The sequence below is a fragment of the Neobacillus massiliamazoniensis genome (genome assembly GCF_001048695.1).
Taxonomy (GTDB): domain Bacteria; phylum Bacillota; class Bacilli; order Bacillales; family Cytobacillaceae; genus Neobacillus; species Neobacillus massiliamazoniensis.
In genome coordinates, this window is record NZ_CVRB01000001.1 from 1439060 (window position 1) to 1459190 (window position 20131).

Sequence of the window (20131 nt, forward strand, 5' to 3'; positions counted from 1 at the left end):
GGGAGCGGGGAAGATTCCCCCTCCTTTTTTATTAGTAAAATGGGTGTCAGGCACCAATTGGTACCTGACACCGCAAATTAAAGGAGGTCCTTCCATGAACAAGAAAACATTAAAAGATGTCGATGTTAACGGAAAGCGCGTTTTTTGCCGGGTTGATTTTAACGTACCAATGCAGGATGGAAAAATAACTGACGAAACACGGATTCGTGCTGCTTTGCCAACGATTCAGCATCTGATCGATAACGGAGCAAAGGTTATTTTATCTAGTCACCTTGGCCGTCCAAAAGGAAAAGTTGTGGAAGAAATGCGCTTAACACCAGTTGGTGTACGTCTTTCTGAACTTCTAGGTAAAGAAGTGAAAAAAGCAGATGAAGCTCATGGAGAATCTGTAAAAGCGTTAATTGCTGAAATGAACAATGGTGATGTGCTCTTGCTCGAAAACGTTCGCTTCTATCCTGGTGAAGAAAAGAATGATTCAGAGCTTGCTAAAGCCTTTGCAGAGCTTGCAGATGTTTATGTTAATGACGCTTTTGGTGCCGCTCACCGCGCCCATGCTTCAACTGAAGGTATTGCTCATCATTTACCAGCTGTTGCAGGCTTTTTAATGGAAAAAGAGCTTGAAGTTCTTGGTAAGGCCCTCTCTAATCCGGAAAGACCTTTCACGGCCATTATTGGCGGTGCTAAAGTAAAGGATAAGATTGGTGTTATTGAAAACCTTTTAGAAAAAGTAGACAACCTTATTATCGGTGGTGGACTTGCTTATACATTCGTTAAAGCTCAAGGCCACGAAATCGGAAAATCGTTGCTAGAAGAAGACAAAATCGATTTAGCTAATTCATTTATTGCTAAAGCAAAAGAAAAAGGCGTTAACTTCTATATGCCAGTAGATGCCATTGTAGCAGATGACTTCTCAGCTGATGCCAACTCTAAAGTAGTATCAATTGAAGAAATTCCTGCTGATTGGGAAGCGCTCGATATCGGACCAAAAACAGCAGAAATTTACAGTGATGTCATCCAAAAATCAAAACTAGTTATCTGGAACGGACCAATGGGTGTGTTTGAAATAGATAAATTCGCTGGTGGAACAAAAGCTGTGGCCGAAGCTCTTGCTGAAGCAAAGGATACATATTCGGTCATCGGTGGCGGCGACTCCGCTGCAGCTGTTGAAAAATTCGGTTTAGCGGACAAAATGAGCCATATTTCCACTGGTGGCGGCGCCTCCCTCGAGTTTATGGAAGGAAAAGCACTGCCAGGCGTGGTAGCGTTGAACGATAAATAATAGATTTATCCTTGTTTTTCTAATTAATGTAGTAAGTACCCTTGAATCTGTCGTAATGACCCAAGAATACGTCGTAATTGCCCTATAATATGTCGTAATTAGCCCAAAATACGTCGTAAGGGACTTATGTCGTAAATCATTTTTAAGAATGAAAGGATGTGTGCAGCATGCGTAAGCCAATCATAGCAGGGAATTGGAAAATGAATAAAACACTTACGGAAGCAAAAAGCTTTGCGGAAGAAGTGAAAAGTCTCGTACCTGCCCCAGATCAAGTAGAATCAGTCATCTGCGCGCCTGCGTTATTTTTACAAAGCTTAGTAGAGACTGTGAAAGGAAGCAATGTAAAAATCGGTGCACAAAATATGCATTTTGAAGAAAGCGGCGCATTCACCGGAGAAATCAGTCCGAAGGCTCTTAGTGACATTGGTGTACAATATGTTATTATTGGTCACTCAGAACGCCGTGAAATGTTCAATGAAACAGATGAATCGGTAAACAAAAAAGCACTTGCAGCTTTTAATTATAACCTAACGCCAATCGTTTGCTGTGGGGAAACTTTAGAGCAGCGTGAAAATGGCGAAACGATGAGCCTAATTGGCTCACAAATCGAAAAAGCACTTGCTGGATTAACCAACGAGCAAGTTAAGCAAACGGTCATTGCCTATGAGCCAATCTGGGCGATCGGAACAGGCAAATCTTCGACTGCAGAAGATGCGAATGAAGTTTGCGCTCATATTCGCCAAGTAATCGCACAACAATTTTCACAAGAAGTTGCCGATGTGGTAAGAATTCAATACGGCGGATCTGTTAAACCTGGCAATATCAAAGAATACATGGCTCAGCCAGACATTGATGGTGCTTTAGTAGGCGGAGCAAGCCTAGAGGCACAATCATTCTTACAGCTATTGGAGGGCGGGAAGCAATGAGTAAGTCCCCCGTTGCTTTAATCATCTTAGATGGCTTTGGCTGCCGAAACGAAACAAAAGGTAATGCCGTTGCTCAATCAAATAAACCTAATTTTGAACGTTTTTGGAAAAACTATCCCCATAACCATCTAACTGCAAGCGGAGAAGCTGTTGGTCTTCCTGAAGGCCAAATGGGTAATTCAGAAGTTGGTCATATGAATATTGGTGCCGGCCGAGTTGTTTACCAAAGCTTAACCCGAGTGAATATTGCCATCCGTGAAGGGGAATTTGAAAAAAATGAAACCTTTACCTCTGCAGTAGAACATGCGAAAAAACATGGTACAGCTTTACATTTATTCGGCTTACTTTCTGATGGTGGGGTTCACAGCCATATGAACCATATGTTTGCGCTTTTGAAGCTTGCTGCTGATGAAGGCCTTAAAAAGGTTTACGTTCATGCCTTTCTAGATGGCCGTGACGTTGGACCGAAAACAGCTGCAACATATATTCAGCAAACACTGGATAAAATGAAGGAGTACGGCGTTGGCGAGTTTGCCACTATTTCTGGCCGCTACTATTCAATGGACCGCGATAAGCGTTGGGAGCGGGTTGAAAAATCATACCGTTCTATGGTTTATGGAGAAGGACCTGCTTACAAAAATCCATTAGAGGTAGTTGAGGATTCTTACGCCCATGGAATTTTCGATGAGTTCGTTATTCCATCTGTTATTGTTAAAGAAGATGGTCAACCGGTCGCAACCATTCAAGATAACGATGCCGTTATTTTTTATAACTTCCGTCCAGACCGGGCGATTCAAATATCTAACACGTTTACGAATGAAGACTTCCGCTCATTTGATCGTGGACCGAAGCATCCGAAACAGTTATACTTTGTCTGCATGACTCATTTCAGTGAAACGGTTAAAGGCTATGTTGCTTTTAAACCAACAAACTTGGACAACACGTTGGGTGAAGTATTGTCACAAAATGGCTTAAAGCAGCTTCGTATTGCTGAAACGGAAAAATATCCGCATGTCACGTTCTTTATGAGCGGTGGTCGTGAGGAAAAATTCCCTGGCGAAGAGCGGATTTTAATCAATTCACCAAAGGTTGCTACCTATGATCTTAAGCCGGAAATGAGCGCATATGAAGTAACTGATGCCCTTATGAAGGAAATTCAAGAAGATAAATTTGATGCTATCATTTTAAACTTTGCGAACCCTGACATGGTTGGTCATTCCGGAATGCTTGAGCCAACGATCAAAGCGATTGAAACTGTTGATGAGTGCCTGGGTAAAGTTGTAGACTTAATCCTTGAAAAAGGTGGCGCAGCGATCATTACGGCTGACCACGGTAATGCCGATGAAGTTATCACTCTTGAAGGCAATCCAATGACGGCCCATACAACGAACCCTGTACCGGTAATCGTAACGAAGAAGGACATTGAGCTCCGTGATGGAGGCGTCCTCGGAGATTTAGCACCAACCATGTTACAATTATTGAACTTACAGCAACCGAAAGAAATGACTGGAAAATCGATTATTAAATAAGTTGAGAAAACGAGTTTTCTCTTGCTAAAACTCGCGAGTAAAACCAAAAAAACAAGAATCATTTGAGAAATAAATAGTCAATCAAGTAGAATAACTGACAAGTTTGTGGAATATATGCTAAATTAGTCGAGAGTAGATACTTAATTTGATGAAATTGCCCCGAATTTTGCAGAATAAAAATTACAATTTTTAAGGAGAGATTCAAATGCCATTTATTACTGAAGTTTATGCTCGTGAAGTACTTGATTCCCGTGGTAATCCAACAGTTGAGGTTGAAGTTTATACAGAATCAGGAGCATTTGGTCGCGCGTTAGTTCCAAGTGGTGCATCTACAGGTGAATATGAAGCAGTTGAGCTTCGTGACGGCGACAAAGGTCGTTACCTAGGAAAAGGTGTCCTTAAAGCAGTTGAAAATGTAAATGATATTATTGCTCCAGCGCTAATCAGCGAAGAATACAGCGTTCTTGATCAAGTTGGTATTGATAAAGCGATGATCGAATTAGACGGTACTGATAACAAAGGAAAATTAGGGGCAAACGCTATCCTTGGTGTTTCTATGGCTGTTGCTCGTGCTGCTGCTGATTATTTAGGTGTTCCATTATATCAATACCTTGGCGGCTTCAACTCTAAGCAACTTCCAGTACCAATGATGAACATCGTTAACGGCGGTGCGCATGCTGATAACAACGTTGACATTCAAGAATTCATGGTTATGCCTGTTGGTGCTCCAAGCTTTAAAGAAGCACTTCGCATGGGCGCAGAAATTTTCCATAGCTTAAAATCAGTTCTAAAAGGCAAAGGCCTTAACACTGCAGTTGGTGACGAAGGCGGCTTCGCTCCAAACTTAAAATCAAATGAAGAAGCTCTTCAAACGATCATTGAAGCAATCGAAAAAGCAGGCTACAAGCCTGGTGAAGAAGTTATGCTAGCAATGGACGTTGCTTCATCTGAGCTTTACAGCAAGGAAGATGGCAAATACCATCTTGATGGTGAAGGTGTTGTCAAAACTTCTGAAGAAATGGTTGATTGGTATGAAGAGCTTGCTTCTAAATATCCAATCATCTCAATCGAAGACGGTTTAGATGAAAACGACTGGGAAGGCCACAAGCTTTTAACAGACCGCATTGGTAAAAAAGTTCAATTAGTTGGTGATGATTTGTTTGTTACTAACACTAGAAAGCTTGCTGAAGGTATCGAAAAAGGAATTGCCAACTCTATCTTAATCAAGGTTAACCAAATCGGTACCCTTACTGAAACATTTGATGCTATCGAAATGGCAAAACGTGCTGGCTACACAGCTGTTGTTTCCCACCGTTCAGGTGAAACAGAGGACAGCACAATCGCTGACATCGCGGTTGCGACAAACGCTGGTCAAATCAAAACAGGTGCACCATCTCGTACTGACCGTATTGCAAAATACAACCAATTGCTTCGCATCGAAGACTTATTAGGAGAAACTGCTCAATTCAACGGCATTAAATCCTTCTATAACTTAAATAAATAATAAATAATAAATATCAGCAGTAATTATGACGTACAAAACAGATTGAAAGCTGACGAGCTACATCAATTTGAATTGTGTCATTTAAAAACCTCTTGTTTATGTGTGAATTTACACATGGACAAGAGGTTTTTTATTTTTATAACGGTTGTAGTTAGGTAGTGGAATGAAAAAACGAACAAAAAGTGCCGCGTTCAATAAGAAAAAATCATTTTTAACATATATTTGGAATTTCAAAAGCAGGGAAATTATAAGGCGATGTTTAATTTAGTAATTAGCACAGGTTCAAAATATAGGACTTTTGTTAGGGCATTAATGATATTTTTCCGTAATAGCGCCAAAGGGTTTTCAAATGAGTCTCAACATTAAATTTACAGCAGGTTGAATGATAAAAGGGACAAACGTCTGTTGGTTATTAAATGTGTTACCGTTTGGAGGAGTAGTCATGAAATTTTCGAAAAAATTTTTATTGATACCCATATTGGCGGTGGCAATAATTGTGGGATATTTATATTTAAAAAAAGAAAATGTCACTGTCACAGAAAGAATTTCACCAAATGGCGAAGCAGTAGTTCTAGTACATGAACAAAAAAGCACCGTTGAAAATGAATTCCCTTTGACAATGAATGAAGGTGATGTTCAGCAAGCTATACATAAAATGTCACATCAAAAAGTGTTAGCAAGTCAAAAATGGGGCGCTGTTCCGTTAACTCCTGAGCGTGTAAAAAGATTAATTCAAGTAGTGGAAGCGAACAAAAAGCACTATAAAAATGCTGATTTATATTTGGGTATTTTAGAAAAATGGGATAAAGGGGATTTTGATAATGTAGTTCAAGCACATAATACTATTTGGGATTTACAAGGCGGTAGTATTGGGAAAGCTTACGAAAAAGCTTCACCAGAGGAAGAAATGAAGTTTATCGAAGAAAATTTTCATGTTAAGCAGTGATATAACATTTATTTAGAAAAATTTTAAGCACATCCTTTGTCTACATTCTGGGGGCACTCATTCCAAACGAGTACCCTTTACAGTATAATTTTAGCAAAAGCGGGGAGGGGTTTGAGAATGAAACGGTTGTTAGATTGTACTGCATCTGATTTTGAAAAAATGACAGGGAAAGAGCTAAAGCAATCCATTTTGGCTTCAGAGGGAAGAACGATTGTTTCTGAGGTGATTGGCAGCTTCACACCTTATTACCCTGCTGTCACCAATTTGGAAATGGCAGCAGCGTTTGGAGCCGACTTGATTTTATTAAACTTCTTTGATGTTTTTAATCCGAGCATGGAAGGATTATCGGTTGAGGTGCCTGACACCATCGTCAGGACTTTGAAAAAGATGGTAGGACGCCCGATTGGCCTTAATTTGGAGCCTGTGGATTTGGAAGCAAAGCAACTGGAGGCATTAATCGAGCTTCCAGAGGGAAGAATTGCTACTGAAAAATCTCTACAAAAGGCAAAGGAATTAGGGTTTGATTTTGTTTGTCTAACCGGAAATCCAAAAACGGGCGTGTCCAATGGGGAAATTACGAAAGCGATTCAAGTAGCGCGAAAGGTATTTGGGGAAGATGGTTTGATCATTGCTGGAAAAATGCATAGCGCAGGAGTTGCAGGCGAAGCGGGAGCTAGAATGATGACAACGGAAACGCTCCATTCCTTTATTGAGGCAGGAGCAGACATTATTCTCATTCCTTCACCGGGAACTGTGCCAGGCTTTACTGTTGAAAAGACATCTAAGCTCGTCGATGCTGTTCACGAAAAAGGCGCTTTAGCAATTCTCACCACAGGCACGAGCCAGGAAGGCTCTGATGAACATACCATCAAGCAAATTGCTTTGAACAGCAAAATGGCAGGAGCGGACCTTTTCCATATCGGAGATGCCGGCGCCGCAGGAATGGCCATCCCAGAAAACATCACCACCTACTCGATTGTTGTAAGAGGAAAAAGACATACATATGTGAGAATGGCATCCTCTATTCTAAGATAAGCACTCCTCAAAAGCTGATACAATTACTATGTTGTTAAAAGGGAAAATATATGGTAAATTTAATATACTGTGTTATGTACGTCTACAGGAGGTGGCTTTCATGCATGCATTGGTTGTTACATTATTAGTAATCGTAAGTATTGGACTTATTGTCGTTGTCCTTCTTCAAGCAGGTAAAAGCGCTGGCTTATCCGGTTCCATTTCTGGTGGTGCTGAACAACTATTCGGTAAGCAAAAAGCACGAGGAATTGACTTAATCCTTCACCGTATCACGATTGTATTATCTTTTTTGTTCTTTATCCTTGCAATCGCGGTTACGTACTTTAAAGTCTAATAATGCATGATGAAACCTGGCTACTGCTGCCGGGTTTTTTATTTGTGCTTGGGCTTTACTACAAATTTTATGGGGATTACGACATATTTAGAGACACTTACAACATAATTTTGATTACTTACGACATAATTTGGGGTTAATTGGAATATAAACTCAGCCAAGCTTTTTTTCTGGATGTTCGCTCTTCCATTGCTTAAACTAAGAGAAGCGAAGTATGAAGGAGTTTTTTTATTATGAGAATTTCAATACCAAAGCCATTTACATTCGAAGGAGGTCCCCGCGCAGTTCTTTTATTGCATGGCTTTACCGGTAATTCTGCTGATGTTAGAATGCTAGGACGATTTTTAGAAAAGAAAGGCTATACATGCCATGCCCCTCACTATAAAGGACACGGAGTCCCGCCTGAGGAACTGGTACATACGGGACCTGAAGATTGGTGGCAGGATGTAATCAATGGATATGAATATTTAAAAAATACGGGCCACAAGGAAATTGCGGTGGCAGGATTATCCTTAGGTGGGGTATTTTCCTTGAAATTAGGTTACACTGTACCTATAAAAGGGATTGTATCTATGTGTGCGCCCATGCATATTAAAAGTGAAGAAATCATGTACCAAGGTGTCCTTGATTATGCTCGTGAATTCAAACAGCGGGAAGGAAAACCAGAAGAGCAAATCGAAATAGAAATGGACGAGTTTAAAAAAACACCGATGAATACATTAAAGGCACTGCAACATTTAATCTCGGATGTACGGAACCATGTCGATATGATCTACGCACCCGTATTCGTGGTACAGGCCCGTCACGACAACATGATTAACACGGAAAGTGCCAATATCATTTACAAAGATGTCGAGTCAGACGTAAAGGAAATAAAATGGTATGAAGAGTCTGGGCATGTGATTACGCTAGATAAAGAGCGGGAACAACTACATGAGGATGTTTATGCCTTTTTAGAAAAATTAGATTGGCATCAATAAGGAGGGATCTATTTGGAGGAAATTCAAAAGCATATTGAAAAGCTTTTGCTATATATGAAGGATGAAGCATATAAACCATTAACGATTCAAGAGCTGGAGACGGCGTTTGGAATTACGGACTCCAGCGAGTTTAAGGATTTCGTTAAAGCGCTCGTCAAAATGGAAGAAAAAGGACTCGTCGTTCGCACGCGTAGCAATCGCTATGGCTTGCCGCAAAAAATGAACTTAATTCGCGGAAAATTAACCGGACATGCAAAAGGGTTTGCATTTGTTATTCCAGATGAGCCGGGCATGGATGATATTTTCATCCCACCGACAGAAACGAATAATGCGATGCACGGAGATACGGTAATGGTTCGCGTGTCTTCGGAAAGCTCAGGTCAACGCCGTGAAGGAACGGTTATTCGGATTTTAGAGCGAGGGATCCAGCAAATCGTTGGAACATATGTCGAAAGCAAGAATTTTGGTTTTGTTATACCTGATGATAAAAAGTTCGCAAGTGATATTTTTATCCCGAAGGCAGCTTCTAAAGGAGCGGTTGAAGGGCACAAGGTGGTCATCAAATTAACAACCTACCCAGAAGGCCGGAAAAGTGCTGAGGGTGAAGTGATAGAAATACTAGGCCACAAAAATGACCCTGGAGTGGATATACTTTCGATTATCCATAAACATGGGCTGCCAATGGCCTTTCCTGATGAAGTGTTACAACAGGCAAATGATACACCGGACACGATTGATGAAAGTGAATTGGCAAACCGACGCGATCTTCGGAATGAAACGATTGTGACGATTGACGGGGCAGATGCAAAGGATCTTGATGATGCCGTAACCGTCACTAAACTTGAGAACGGCAACTATAAGCTTGGTGTCCATATTGCTGATGTTAGTTATTATGTAAAAGAAGGAAGTCCAATTGACCTGGAAGCAGAGGAGCGTGCAACTAGTGTTTATTTAGTAGACCGCGTGATTCCGATGATCCCACACCGTCTTTCAAATGGAATTTGTTCGTTGAATCCGAAGGTCGACCGGCTGACGCTTTCGTGTCATATGGAAATTACACCGGAAGGCCAAGTTATCAACCATGAAATTTTTCAAAGCGTCATAAAAACGACTGAACGGATGACCTATCATGATGTGAACTTGATTCTTGTCGATCATGATGAGGAAACAAGAGCCCGATATGAGTCGCTTGTTCCGATGTTTGAACTTATGGAAGAGCTGGCAGCAATTTTACGGAATAAAAGAATGACTCGGGGCGCTATCGATTTTGATTTTAAAGAATCGAAGGTGCTTGTAGATGAAGAAAGCAAGCCGACCGATGTAATCCTCCGGGAGCGTTCGGTAGCAGAGCGGCTTATTGAAGAGTTTATGCTGGCTGCGAATGAAACCGTCGCTGAGCATTTCCACTGGATGGTTGTTCCGTTTATTTACCGAATCCATGAGGATCCAAAGGAAGATAAGCTCAGGAAGTTTTTCGAGTTTATTACAAACTTTGGCTACATCGTGAAAGGAACGGCGAACAACGTTCATCCACGTGCCTTACAGGAAATTATTGAAGAGGTCCAAGGAAAGCCTGAGGAAATGGTCGTATCAACTGTTATGCTGCGCTCGATGCAGCAGGCAAAATACTATCCGGAAAGCCTAGGGCACTTCGGTTTGTCTACGGAATTTTATACTCATTTTACGTCGCCGATTCGTCGCTATCCAGACACCATTGTCCATCGCTTAATCCGCACCTATATCATCGAAGGAAAGCTAGATGAGGCGACAAGGGAAAAATGGAATGCCCAGTTGCCGGAGATTGCCGACCATTCATCGAAAATGGAGCGCCGCGCTGTTGAAGCCGAGCGGGAAACGGATGAGTTGAAAAAAGCAGAATACATGGAGGACAAGATTGGCGAAGAATATGATGGAATTATTAGTTCGGTTACCAATTTTGGGATGTTTGTCGAGCTTCCGAATACGATTGAAGGTCTTGTCCATGTCAGCTATATGACCGATGACTACTATCGATATGACGAGCGCCATTACGCGATGATTGGCGAGAAAACCGGAAACGTGTACCGAATTGGCGATGAAATCACCGTTCGAGTGGTAAAAGTCAATAAAGACGAACGCTCCATCGATTTTGAAATTGTCGGCATGAAGGGGACACGTCGTCGCGAACGTACAGAGGCCCCGAAGGTGTTTAAAACAAAAAGCCAGTCAAATAAGCCTGCTCGGAACCAGCAGCAGGGAGACCGTAAGCAAAAGTCTGATCAAGGTGCAAAACCGAAAAAGAAGAAGAAGTTTTACGAAAACGTGCCTATTTCAAAAAGCACGAAGAAAAAGAAGAAAAGATAAACTTGGAGAGGGCCTGCTAAAAGGCTCTCTTTCGATTGTAGCAGCATAGTAATTCTGCTACAATTAGCCATAAGAAGAGGTGAGATACATGCCTAAAGGTGAAGGAAAAGTGGTTGCGCAAAATAAAAAGGCTTATCACGACTATTTTATTGAAGAGACATACGAGGCAGGAATCGTTTTGCAAGGAACAGAGATCAAGTCGATTCGCGCTGGTAAAGTCAATTTAAAGGATTCCTATGCACGGATTCAAAATGGTGAAGCCGTTTTATTCGGAATGCACATTAGCCCATATGAGCAGGGGAATCGGTATAATCATGATCCATTAAGAACTCGGAAGCTATTGCTTCATAAACGAGAGATCAATAAGTTAATCGGTGAAACAAAAGAGGCAGGATTTGCGCTTGTTCCACTAAAGCTATATCTAAAAAATGGATTTTGTAAAGTACTCGTTGGGTTAGCAAAAGGTAAGAAGAATTATGATAAGCGTGAAGCATTGAAACAAAAAGAAGCAAAGCGAGAAATTGAACGAGCCTTCCGTGATCGTCAAAAGATGTAGCTTACAGATACTTACAATTGAAAAATACTTTAATTGTGTTATAATAAGTAATGTCGCTGATGAGGCGGCAGAAACTTTTGCTCAAATATTGTTGAGCTTCCGAACGTCTTAGATTGAATCTTTAAGTAGATTTCAGCTTATTTTACAATGGGGACGCTACGGATTCGACAGGGGTAGTTTGAGCTTAGGTGGCGAGTCGAGGGGATCGGCCTCGTAAAAACGTCAAAGCCATAACTGGCAAAACTAACAACAACTTCGCTTTCGCAGCTTAATACTGCATAGCGGTTCCTCCCTCCATTGCCCATGTGGTAGGGTAAGGGACTCACTCTAAGTGGGCTACGCCGGATTCCACCGCCTGAGGATGAAGGAAGAGAACAACCAGGCTAGCTGACCGGACGCCTGTCGATAGGCATAAGGCTCAGCGAAGCGCCAATATGTCGACTACACTCGTAGAAGCTTAAGTGCCGATATCTTTGGACGCGGGTTCGATTCCCGCCGTCTCCACCATACATACGGTGGATATCAAGACTAGTAGAGATACTAGTCTTTTTTATATTTAAAAAAGGATTTTTCAAATTCAATCTTATGTCTTAATAAATCAGGACTATATTTTCCGTTTCTCTAAGTGTAACTTCATTGTATTGTTCGAGTATCAGAATCGCACGCTTCTTTTTGGTTCTATTCTTAGGAATGGTGCGATTTTTTGTTTAGTTTATATATGGACTAATTTCTCCTCTTTCTATTTTATCCGATTAGCAACAAATCCCATCTGATAAGTATTTATGACTAACTCCGAGCTTTATTTTTATTAAATAAATGGATTCTCCAAAATTTTTAAAATTAATTTCCCCTATCCTAAATAACTCCAATCTATAAAATTAATTTTATCCCTTTTATTGTTGTATCCGAAAGTTAAGTGAGACAAATTCTGGTTCCGATGCTAAAAAAAGAATAAAGATGAACCAGGGAGGAATATTACGTAAAAAGGATAGAAAAGCGGTGGAAATGTGAAAGTTTCTATATTTATCACTTGTATTGTAGATGTCATGTATCCGAAAGTCGGAAAGGATATGTTGGAAATTCTCAAGCGGTTGGGTTGTGAAGTAGATTTCCCTGCTGCTCAAACCTGTTGCGGACAACCTGCCTTTAATAGTGGTTATCACAAAGATACGAAAGAACTTGCAAAGCATATGATTCAAGTTTTTGAAGACGCCGATTATGTTGTTGCCCCTTCTGGGTCTTGTACCTTAATGGTGCATGACTATCACAATTTATTTTCTGCACCAGAAGACGATGAATGGCGAGAAAAAGCCAAGCGACTTGCGGAAAAGACGTATGAGCTTACCCAATTTATTGTCGATGTCCTGGGCGTGGAAGATGTGGGGGCAGAGTTGTACGGGACGGCAACGATGCACAGGTCGTGCCACATGACCCGACTCTTGAACATTAAAGAACCTCCAACGAAACTCCTAAGTCATGTAAAGGGATTGGAGATGGTTCCCTTGCCGCATAGTTATGACTGTTGCGGATTTGGGGGGACTTTTTCCGTGAAAATGGTACCCATTTCAGAGCAAATGGTAGATGAGAAAGTTCATCACATTGAAGGTACCGGTGCCAATTTATTAATTGGGGCAGATTGCAGTTGCCTGATGAACATTCAAGGACGGATGTCCCGGTTAGGGAACCAGATGCGAGTCATGCATATCGCAGAAGTTTTAAACCATCGGGAAGGCAGTGATAAAACGTGGGAATCAAAATAGGAGAAAAATCGTTTTTTCCACGTGTTGAAGAAGGTATTAAAGACGAGGGGATGCGTAAAGCAGTGAGGTCCGCTCAAGACCGGCTTCGTTCCATGAAACTCCGAGCGGCTGATGAATTGGGGCATTGGGAGGATTGGCGGCTGTTAGGAGAACAGATTCGAAAACATACGGTGGAGAATTTAGATTATTACCTTTACCAATTGAGCGAAAACATTGAGAAAAATGGCGGACACGTCTATTTTGCAAAAACAGCAAAAGAAGCCAGTGAATATGTCCAAAAGGTTGTGCAGCAAAAAAAGGCAACCAAAGCCGTTAAATCAAAATCAATGGTAACGGAAGAAATTAGCCTGAATAATGCGCTAAATGAAATTGGTTGTGAAGTTTTGGAGACAGATTTAGCAGAGTTTATCCTGCAAACGGATGACCACGATGAACCTTCACACATCGTTGTACCGTGCTTGCACAAGGACAGAGAGAAGATTCGCCAAGTATTTAAAGAAAAACTCGGTTATGAAGGTACATCAAAACCGGAGGAAATGGCGGGATTTGTACGTGAACAACTTCGTAATAAATTCTTCGAGGCGGACATAGGCATAACTGGATGTAACTTTGCTGTGGCTGAATCCGGCTCCTTCGCGATTGTGGCGAATGAAGGAAATGAGCGTCTAACCACCACATTACCCAAAACACTTATTACTGTTATGGGCATGGAACGAATTGTTCCAACATGGGAGGAGCTTGATATTGTTGTTAGCCTGTTGTGCAGGAGTGCTGTAGGACAAAAGCTGACTAGCTACATCACATTATTTACTGAGCCAGGTGGAAGATCGACAGGAGATGGACCTGAGGAATTTCATTTAGTCATTGTCGATAATGGACGCTCCAACATGCTAGGCACGGAATTTCAAAGTACACTGCACTGCATTCGCTGTGCTTCCTGTATTAACGTTTGCCCTATCTATCGTCACATAGGGGGACACGCTTACGGATCCATTTATCCAGGCCCAATCGGTGCCGTGTTAACTCCGTGGCTTGCAGGTTATAAAGAGTATAAGGACCTCCCATATGCCTCGAGTTTATGCGGGGCCTGCACAGAGGCTTGCCCAGTAAAAATCCCGTTACATGAATTGCTTATCAAACATAGGAGAAAAATTGTTGAGGATGAAAACCTTGCCCCCCTCCCTGAAAAGATGGCGATGACGGCCTTCACGATTGCAGCGAAGTCTCCAAAAATGTTCCAATATGGTTCAAAATTAGCACCAACGTTATTATTCCCGTTCACAAGTAAGCAAGATCACACGATTCATGAAGGACCAGGCCCTATCAAACCATGGACGGAGATACGAGATCTTCCTGCACCAGCTAAGGAAACTTTTCATAAATGGTATCAGCGTCACCAGGAGGAACGATCAGATGGCGATCTATAACAGAGAAGAGTTTCTAAGCAGAATCGCTGAAAAACTTGGGCGTGAGCAAAAAATGGAGCCAGTTAATCGTCCAACCTGGACAACAGCTCCTCAGTTAGAGTTGTATCAAAATTTTTCCATAGACGACCTTGTAAACATGTTCGAAACTCAATGCGATGTCATCCATACCCATTATAAACAAACAGCATTGGCAGAACTTCCACACGTTTTACAGGAATGTTTTGATGAACTGAATGCCCAAAAGGTTGTGATTGCAGGAGATCCGAGAATCGAAGAATATGGTTTGAATAGCTTTTTTACAAACCGAACGGAATCAGATTTTCATGTACATACATGGGAAGCGGACAAAGGGGATGAAAATATCGAGTTCGCAGCAAACGCAGATGTTGGAATCACCTTTAGTGATATTACCTTGGCGGAATCCGGAACCGTTGTTCTATTGAATGACAGTGGTGGAAAAGGGAGATCTGTCAGTTTGCTGCCGAGAACCTACATCGCCATCATACCGAAAAGTTCCTTTGTTCCACGCATGACTCAGGCAATGCAGCAAATCCATATGAGGGTGAAGGAAGGGAAGTCACTCCCTTCGTGTATTAATTTAATATCAGGCCCCAGTAATAGTGCGGATATTGAGATGAATCTCATTGTCGGTGTGCATGGGCCCGTTAGAGCAACATATATCGTTGTTTCAGATAAATGAATCGTGACATCCGAAAAAATGAAAGATCCTCATGGTCAAAGATGAAATTCGAACACCTACCGATATCGACCTAGTGAATCATGTGTGGAAGTTTACTGTCTTATCGCTCATAAGGGTACTGATAAAAACAAAACATTTTTAATAAAAGGAGATTATCATGGGAAAAACGATTGCAGACTCGTTGGTGGAGGCATTACTAAATGCAGGAGTTAAAAGAGTGTATGGAATCGTTGGAGACTCTTTAAATGCTCTAATTGACTCTATTAGACGTTCAGGGGAAATTGAATGGATTCATGTTCGGCATGAGGAAGTCGCAGCATTTGCTGCTGGTTCCGATGCAGAAGTTTCCGGTAGTATTGCCGTTTGTGCCGGCAGTAGTGGTCCAGGCAATCTACATTTAATTAATGGATTGTACGATTGTCAGCGTAATCGAGTTCCTGTCCTCGCGATCGCAGCACATATCCCTAGCAGTGAAATCGGCAGTAATTATTTTCAACAAACTCGACCTGAACACTTATTCAAGGATTGTAGTCATTTTTGCGAGGTCATCATGACTCCTGGTCAAATGCCACGAACTGTTACAATGGCCATACAGAATGCAGTTTCAAATAAGGGAGTTTCTGTAGTTGTTTTACCCGGTGATGTTGCTGGACTCCCTGATTCCACCCCAGTACCTGAACATGTTTACCATGTTACGACACCAGTTGTTCATCCGTCAGACGAGGAGTTACAGCAATTAGCATCTTATCTGAATATGGGGAAACGTATTACACTACTTTGTGGTTCTGGATGTGCGGGTGCACATAAACAGCTAATGGAACTCTGCGAGAAACTTCAGTCACCTATGGTCATTGCTTTGAGAGGGAAGGAATATCTCGAGTTTGACAATCCATACTTAGTCGGGTTGACGGGACTGATCGGCTATTCCTCTGGATACCATGCCATGATGGACTGCGATGTACTGTTGATGCTAGGAACTGACTTTCCCTATAGGCAATTTTACCCAGAAAAAGCTGTTGTTTTGCAGGTTGACATTCAAAAGGATCATCTCGGTCGTAGAACCCCACTAACATACGGGCTATGTGGTGATGTGAAGAATACCATTGAATCACTAATGCCATTACTGACGGAGTCGCATGATTCAAAACATTTGAACAAATGTGTTTCAGATTATGCAGAGGTGCGTAAGGATTTAGATGATCTTGCTATTGGGAAACCTGGCCGGAAACCAATTCATCCGCAATACCTTACAAAAGTAGTAAGTGATTTAGCAAATGAAGATGCCATTTTTACAGCAGATGTAGGCACGCCCACTTTATGGGGGGCTAGATATTTGCAAATGAACGGGAAGAGACGATTCATTGGTTCCTTCAATCATGGAACCATGGCGAACGCTCTGCCTCAAGCAATCGGTGCGAAAGTAGCAACACCGAATAGACAGGTCATTGCCCTAGCTGGTGATGGTGGACTGTCAATGTTAATGGGGGATCTCATCACTCTTATTCAGCATAAATTACCAGTTAAGATTGTTGTTTTCAATAATAGTGCACTTAGCTTTGTAGAATTAGAAATGAAAGCAGCCGGATATTTGGAGACCGGTACGGAACTAGTTGGGCAAAACTTCGCAAACATAGCAAAAGCCATTGGAATAGAAGGTTACCGCGTAGAAAATCCCGAAGATCTCGAAGGAGTCATAAAGCAGGCCTTTACAAGCGATGCACCTGCAATAGTGGATGTCGTGGTAAATCGTCAGGAATTATCCTTGCCACCAAAAATAACATTTGAACAGGCACAAGGATTTACGATTTGGATGCTAAAAGCTGTATTGAATAATCGTGGGAGTGAACTAATTGAACTGGCAAAAACTAATTTATTCCGCTAAAGTGTCCGGCACCACTCGTGGACATTTCACCTATTTTCCCGTTGGGGATGGGAACATATTACTTTCTTGGAGATATTTTTTAAGGGAAATTCAATAGGAATAAAAAAGTAACCCTCCGTACCATATGGCGAGAGGGTTACTCATTAGTTGCGCTTTTTTCAAAAGGGCTCTACTACTTAATGTTCAACTATATTAAATCAACTATTCTCTTAAAAGTAGTAATGATAATAGTTTAGCTTTAAGTCTCGATGTTTGTAAAAATGATACGATGTTTAAAATAAAGTCTCTTACTTTAACGAAGTTTTCAAATGAAACAAAAAGTAACAAGCTTATGGTATGTTCGATTCGTTTTAAAAACGTTGCAGCTCTGCTTTTTGCTTAAGACTGTTCCAAATTTTTATGGAAACAATAGAACTTAACACAAACGATATGACCACTAAGACAAAACTCAATAGAGACTTACTAAAGCTAATTCCGATCAAGCTATATAACAGAATTAAAGGAATATTCGAGATGATAATAGTTAAAATATAGGTGGTATATTTTAATCCTACTGCTGCTGATAAAACACAAATTGCATCTGTTGGGGCTATTGGACAAATAATCCCCAGTGCTAAAAACTTATAATTGTAAATTTCCAATAAAGATTTTACCTCTGGGTATTTACTCTCCAAATATTGATTAATTTTTCCGCTAGAAAAAATTTTTGAAAAAACATAAACCAAAGTTTCGCTCAATACCATGCCAATCATTGATAATAAAAAACCTGTGATTGGATTAAAAAATATTCCTCCTAAAATCATAAGAGTTACGCCTGGTATAAAGATTGGCAACCTAACAACCCATAAAGCAACAAATAATAACATTGCATATTTTGTATTTCCAGCTATAAATTGCTTTAACGCATCCATATCAAGTGAAAGTATATGATTTTGATTTAATATATAAATAGATAGTATCCAAATAGCGACAATGACAATTTTCTTTTTCAATTTTTCCACTCTCCTTTTTGCTTTCCATACATACATCATATGAAATGAGAATTAAGAAACACTCTGTAAAATTCTTAAGGATTCTTAAGTTTAATTAAAATAAAAAAAGACTGCAAAATTTCTGATTTTTTTGATGAAAACATTATCCTTTTGTGGAATAATACAAAAGGGCACCGCATATTTTTTCATTTTTGATAATGAAAAAATATTTTGAATATTTTATACTAGAATAACAACAAGAGAAATCAACATTTATTAAGGGGGAGAAAATCTAGAAGTTGAACGCCTTTATTTTTCTGAATTTTATGTATATTTATTAAACAAAGAAAAAACTATATATTTCTTTTATTCGAAATGAATTACATCAAGGAGAAATGAATAATGAATCTTTTTCGCAAAAAATCTATTGGTAGTTTACTCGCTTATGCAGAAAAAAAAGAAACAAGTCTGAAAAAAGCACTTGGTGCCTTTGATTTAACGATGTTGGGAGTCGGAGCCATTATAGGGACCGGGATTTTCGTCCTGACTGGTGTAGTTGCTGCACAACATTCAGGACCGGCTATTATTCTTTCCTTTATCTTGTCCGGTTTAGCATGTGTCTTTGCTGCCCTATGCTATGCTGAATTGGCTTCTGCTGTACCTGTATCAGGAAGTGCCTATACTTACGGTTATGCTGTATTTGGTGAACTAATCGCTTGGATTCTTGGATGGGACCTGATCCTTGAATACGGACTTGCCAGTTCAGTAGTCGCTAGCGGATGGTCCGGGTATTTCCAAGGGTTGCTTACAGGGTTTGGTATTCATTTACCGACTGCTATCAGCAACGCTTATAATCCCGCACAGGGAACGTATGTCGATGTTATGGCTATTGTAATCGTCTTGATTATTACCTTCATCTTAACTCGAGGTGTAAAGGAATCGACGCGTTTGAATAATGTTATGGTGTTACTGAAGATTGCTGTTGTACTTTTATTTATTATTGTAGGTGTACGCTATGTGAAGCCGGCAAACTGGACTCCGTTTATGCCATTTGGTTTTTCGGGTGTTGTGAGCGGAGCCGCTACCGCATTTCTGGCTTATATTGGGTTTGACGCTGTTTCTTCAGCTGCAGAAGAGGTAAAAAATCCTCAGCGCAACATGCCCATTGGAATTATCACATCCTTACTCATTTGTGTAACCCTATACGTTAGTGTATCCGCTATTCTTACCGGTATGGTGCCATATACAAAATTAGATGTGAAAAATCCGGTTGCCTTTGCACTTCAATACGTACACCAAGATTGGATTGCCGGTTTTATTTCTCTCGGTGCCATTATCGGGATTACAACGGTATTATTAGTGATGATGTATGGACAAACTAGACTTTTCTTCGCCATTAGCCGTGACGGTTTGCTTCCAAAGGGGTTATCTAAAGTGAATCCGAAAACAAAAACGCCTACGAAAAGCATCTGGTTAACCGCTTTAATGGTTTCAATCTTTTCAGGTCTAGTTCCTATTAATCATTTAGCTGATTTGACCAATATCGGCACTCTATTTGCTTTTATCGTCGTATCAATGGGTGTCATCGTACTACGCAAAACACAACCTGACTTAAAGCGCTCGTTTAAAGTACCGTTCTCACCGGTATTGCCTCTTTTATCGATTTTATCTTGCGGCTACTTAATATTTAGTCTTTCATCTTTGACATGGCTTGGTTTTGCGATATGGTTTGTCATCGGTCTCGTCCTATACACGAGTTACGGGTATAAGCATAGTCTTCTATCTAACAAGAATATCCAGTAAAGCACCGGGTTATGGTGCAAAGATAAATTAAAAGATAAGATTGCCACACACTTAGCCAAGCTGGGATAAGTGTGTGGCAATCTTTTTTTAGTCAAAAAAACTATGGTATTCGTGACATAAATATCTAAATAATAGGCTGTGTTAAAGGTCATTGTT

Annotated in this window: 16 protein-coding genes and 1 other RNA gene; 16 read left to right on the forward strand and 1 reads right to left on the reverse strand. The window is 40.7% G+C overall.

Annotated features, from left to right (window positions below; genetic code table 11):
* Positions 1-94 precede the first annotated feature (94 nt).
* The 15 genes from BN1082_RS06785 to poxB all read left to right on the forward strand — a co-directional run bounded on the left by BN1082_RS06785 (position 95) and on the right by poxB (position 17201).
* Entirely contained in the window at positions 95-1279 is a 1185-nt protein-coding gene (locus tag BN1082_RS06785) for a phosphoglycerate kinase (protein WP_090632596.1), read from the forward strand.
* Positions 1280-1446: 167 nt separating this feature from the next.
* The gene (gene tpiA, locus BN1082_RS06790) at positions 1447-2205 is read left to right on the forward strand and encodes a triose-phosphate isomerase (protein WP_090632599.1); all 759 of its coding nucleotides are present in this window, start codon (positions 1447-1449) and stop codon (positions 2203-2205) included.
* A complete protein-coding gene (gpmI, locus tag BN1082_RS06795) occupies positions 2202-3734 on the forward strand; it encodes a 2,3-bisphosphoglycerate-independent phosphoglycerate mutase (protein WP_090632602.1) in 1533 nt (510 codons plus the stop codon). Before tpiA ends, gpmI begins: the two co-directional genes overlap by 4 nt.
* Positions 3735-3939: 205 nt before the next feature.
* Entirely contained in the window at positions 3940-5238 is a 1299-nt protein-coding gene (gene eno / locus BN1082_RS06800) for a phosphopyruvate hydratase (protein ID WP_090632606.1), read from the forward strand.
* Positions 5239-5680: 442 nt separating this feature from the next.
* Complete coding sequence (locus BN1082_RS06805; protein WP_090632610.1) at positions 5681-6184, forward strand: DUF6241 domain-containing protein; 504 nt, start codon at positions 5681-5683, stop codon at positions 6182-6184.
* 117 nt (positions 6185-6301) lie between these two features.
* Entirely contained in the window at positions 6302-7219 is a 918-nt protein-coding gene (locus BN1082_RS06810; protein ID WP_090632613.1) for a DUF7916 family protein, read from the forward strand.
* Positions 7220-7319: 100 nt separating this feature from the next.
* Positions 7320-7553 (forward strand): preprotein translocase subunit SecG, encoded by a 234-nt coding sequence (gene secG / locus BN1082_RS06815; RefSeq protein ID WP_090632617.1) that lies wholly within the window; start codon positions 7320-7322, stop codon positions 7551-7553.
* A 233-nt stretch (positions 7554-7786) separates the two neighbouring features.
* Complete coding sequence (locus BN1082_RS06820) at positions 7787-8533, forward strand: alpha/beta hydrolase (protein WP_090632619.1); 747 nt, start codon at positions 7787-7789, stop codon at positions 8531-8533.
* Positions 8534-8587: 54 nt separating this feature from the next.
* The gene (gene rnr / locus BN1082_RS06825) at positions 8588-10876 is read left to right on the forward strand and encodes a ribonuclease R (protein WP_245640355.1); all 2289 of its coding nucleotides are present in this window, start codon (positions 8588-8590) and stop codon (positions 10874-10876) included.
* Positions 10877-10964: 88 nt separating this feature from the next.
* Positions 10965-11432: an SsrA-binding protein SmpB gene (gene smpB / locus BN1082_RS06830; protein WP_090632626.1), complete on the forward strand. Its 468-nt coding sequence runs from the start codon at positions 10965-10967 to the stop codon at positions 11430-11432.
* A gap of 149 nt (positions 11433-11581) precedes the next feature.
* Positions 11582-11939: a transfer-messenger RNA gene (gene ssrA, locus BN1082_RS06835) on the forward strand.
* Positions 11940-12439: 500 nt separating this feature from the next.
* Entirely contained in the window at positions 12440-13192 is a 753-nt protein-coding gene (locus BN1082_RS06840) for a (Fe-S)-binding protein (RefSeq protein ID WP_090632630.1), read from the forward strand.
* Positions 13177-14619 carry a LutB/LldF family L-lactate oxidation iron-sulfur protein gene (locus BN1082_RS06845; protein WP_090632634.1) on the forward strand — a complete coding sequence of 481 codons (1443 nt, stop codon included), beginning with the start codon at positions 13177-13179 and terminating at the stop codon, positions 14617-14619. The genes BN1082_RS06840 and BN1082_RS06845 overlap by 16 nt, the downstream gene beginning before the upstream one ends.
* Positions 14606-15319, forward strand: a complete 714-nt coding sequence (locus BN1082_RS06850; protein ID WP_090632638.1) for a LutC/YkgG family protein — start codon at positions 14606-14608, stop codon at positions 15317-15319. Before BN1082_RS06845 ends, BN1082_RS06850 begins: the two co-directional genes overlap by 14 nt.
* Positions 15320-15476: 157 nt before the next feature.
* Positions 15477-17201, forward strand: a complete 1725-nt coding sequence (poxB, locus tag BN1082_RS06855; protein ID WP_090632641.1) for a ubiquinone-dependent pyruvate dehydrogenase — start codon at positions 15477-15479, stop codon at positions 17199-17201.
* Positions 17202-17551: 350 nt separating this feature from the next.
* Here poxB and BN1082_RS06860 read toward each other — a convergent pair whose 3' ends face one another.
* Positions 17552-18193, reverse strand: a complete 642-nt coding sequence (locus BN1082_RS06860; protein WP_090632644.1) for a TVP38/TMEM64 family protein — start codon at positions 18191-18193, stop codon at positions 17552-17554.
* 381 nt (positions 18194-18574) lie between these two features.
* Here BN1082_RS06860 and bcaP point away from each other — a divergent pair, with 381 nt between their 5' ends.
* Positions 18575-19975 (forward strand): branched-chain amino acid transporter BcaP, encoded by a 1401-nt coding sequence (bcaP, locus tag BN1082_RS06865; protein WP_090632648.1) that lies wholly within the window; start codon positions 18575-18577, stop codon positions 19973-19975.
* Positions 19976-20131: the final 156 nt, after the last annotated feature.

Bases quoted from the DNA above. Each gene is read 5' to 3' on its own strand.
- smpB (WP_090632626.1), top strand. From the start codon at position 10,965: ATGCCTAAAGGTGAAGGAAAAGTGGTTGCGCAAAATAAAAAGGCTTAT.
- BN1082_RS06805 (WP_090632610.1), top strand. From the start codon at position 5,681: ATGAAATTTTCGAAAAAATTTTTATTGATACCCATATTGGCGGTGGCA.
- eno (WP_090632606.1), top strand. From the start codon at position 3,940: ATGCCATTTATTACTGAAGTTTATGCTCGTGAAGTACTTGATTCCCGT.
- tpiA (WP_090632599.1), top strand. From the start codon at position 1,447: ATGCGTAAGCCAATCATAGCAGGGAATTGGAAAATGAATAAAACACTT.
- poxB (WP_090632641.1), top strand. From the start codon at position 15,477: ATGGGAAAAACGATTGCAGACTCGTTGGTGGAGGCATTACTAAATGCA.
- BN1082_RS06785 (WP_090632596.1), top strand. From the start codon at position 95: ATGAACAAGAAAACATTAAAAGATGTCGATGTTAACGGAAAGCGCGTT.
- gpmI (WP_090632602.1), top strand. From the start codon at position 2,202: ATGAGTAAGTCCCCCGTTGCTTTAATCATCTTAGATGGCTTTGGCTGC.
- secG (WP_090632617.1), top strand. From the start codon at position 7,320: ATGCATGCATTGGTTGTTACATTATTAGTAATCGTAAGTATTGGACTT.
- BN1082_RS06820 (WP_090632619.1), top strand. From the start codon at position 7,787: ATGAGAATTTCAATACCAAAGCCATTTACATTCGAAGGAGGTCCCCGC.
- BN1082_RS06850 (WP_090632638.1), top strand. From the start codon at position 14,606: ATGGCGATCTATAACAGAGAAGAGTTTCTAAGCAGAATCGCTGAAAAA.
- BN1082_RS06810 (WP_090632613.1), top strand. From the start codon at position 6,302: ATGAAACGGTTGTTAGATTGTACTGCATCTGATTTTGAAAAAATGACA.
- rnr (WP_245640355.1), top strand. From the start codon at position 8,588: ATGAAGGATGAAGCATATAAACCATTAACGATTCAAGAGCTGGAGACG.
- bcaP (WP_090632648.1), top strand. From the start codon at position 18,575: ATGAATCTTTTTCGCAAAAAATCTATTGGTAGTTTACTCGCTTATGCA.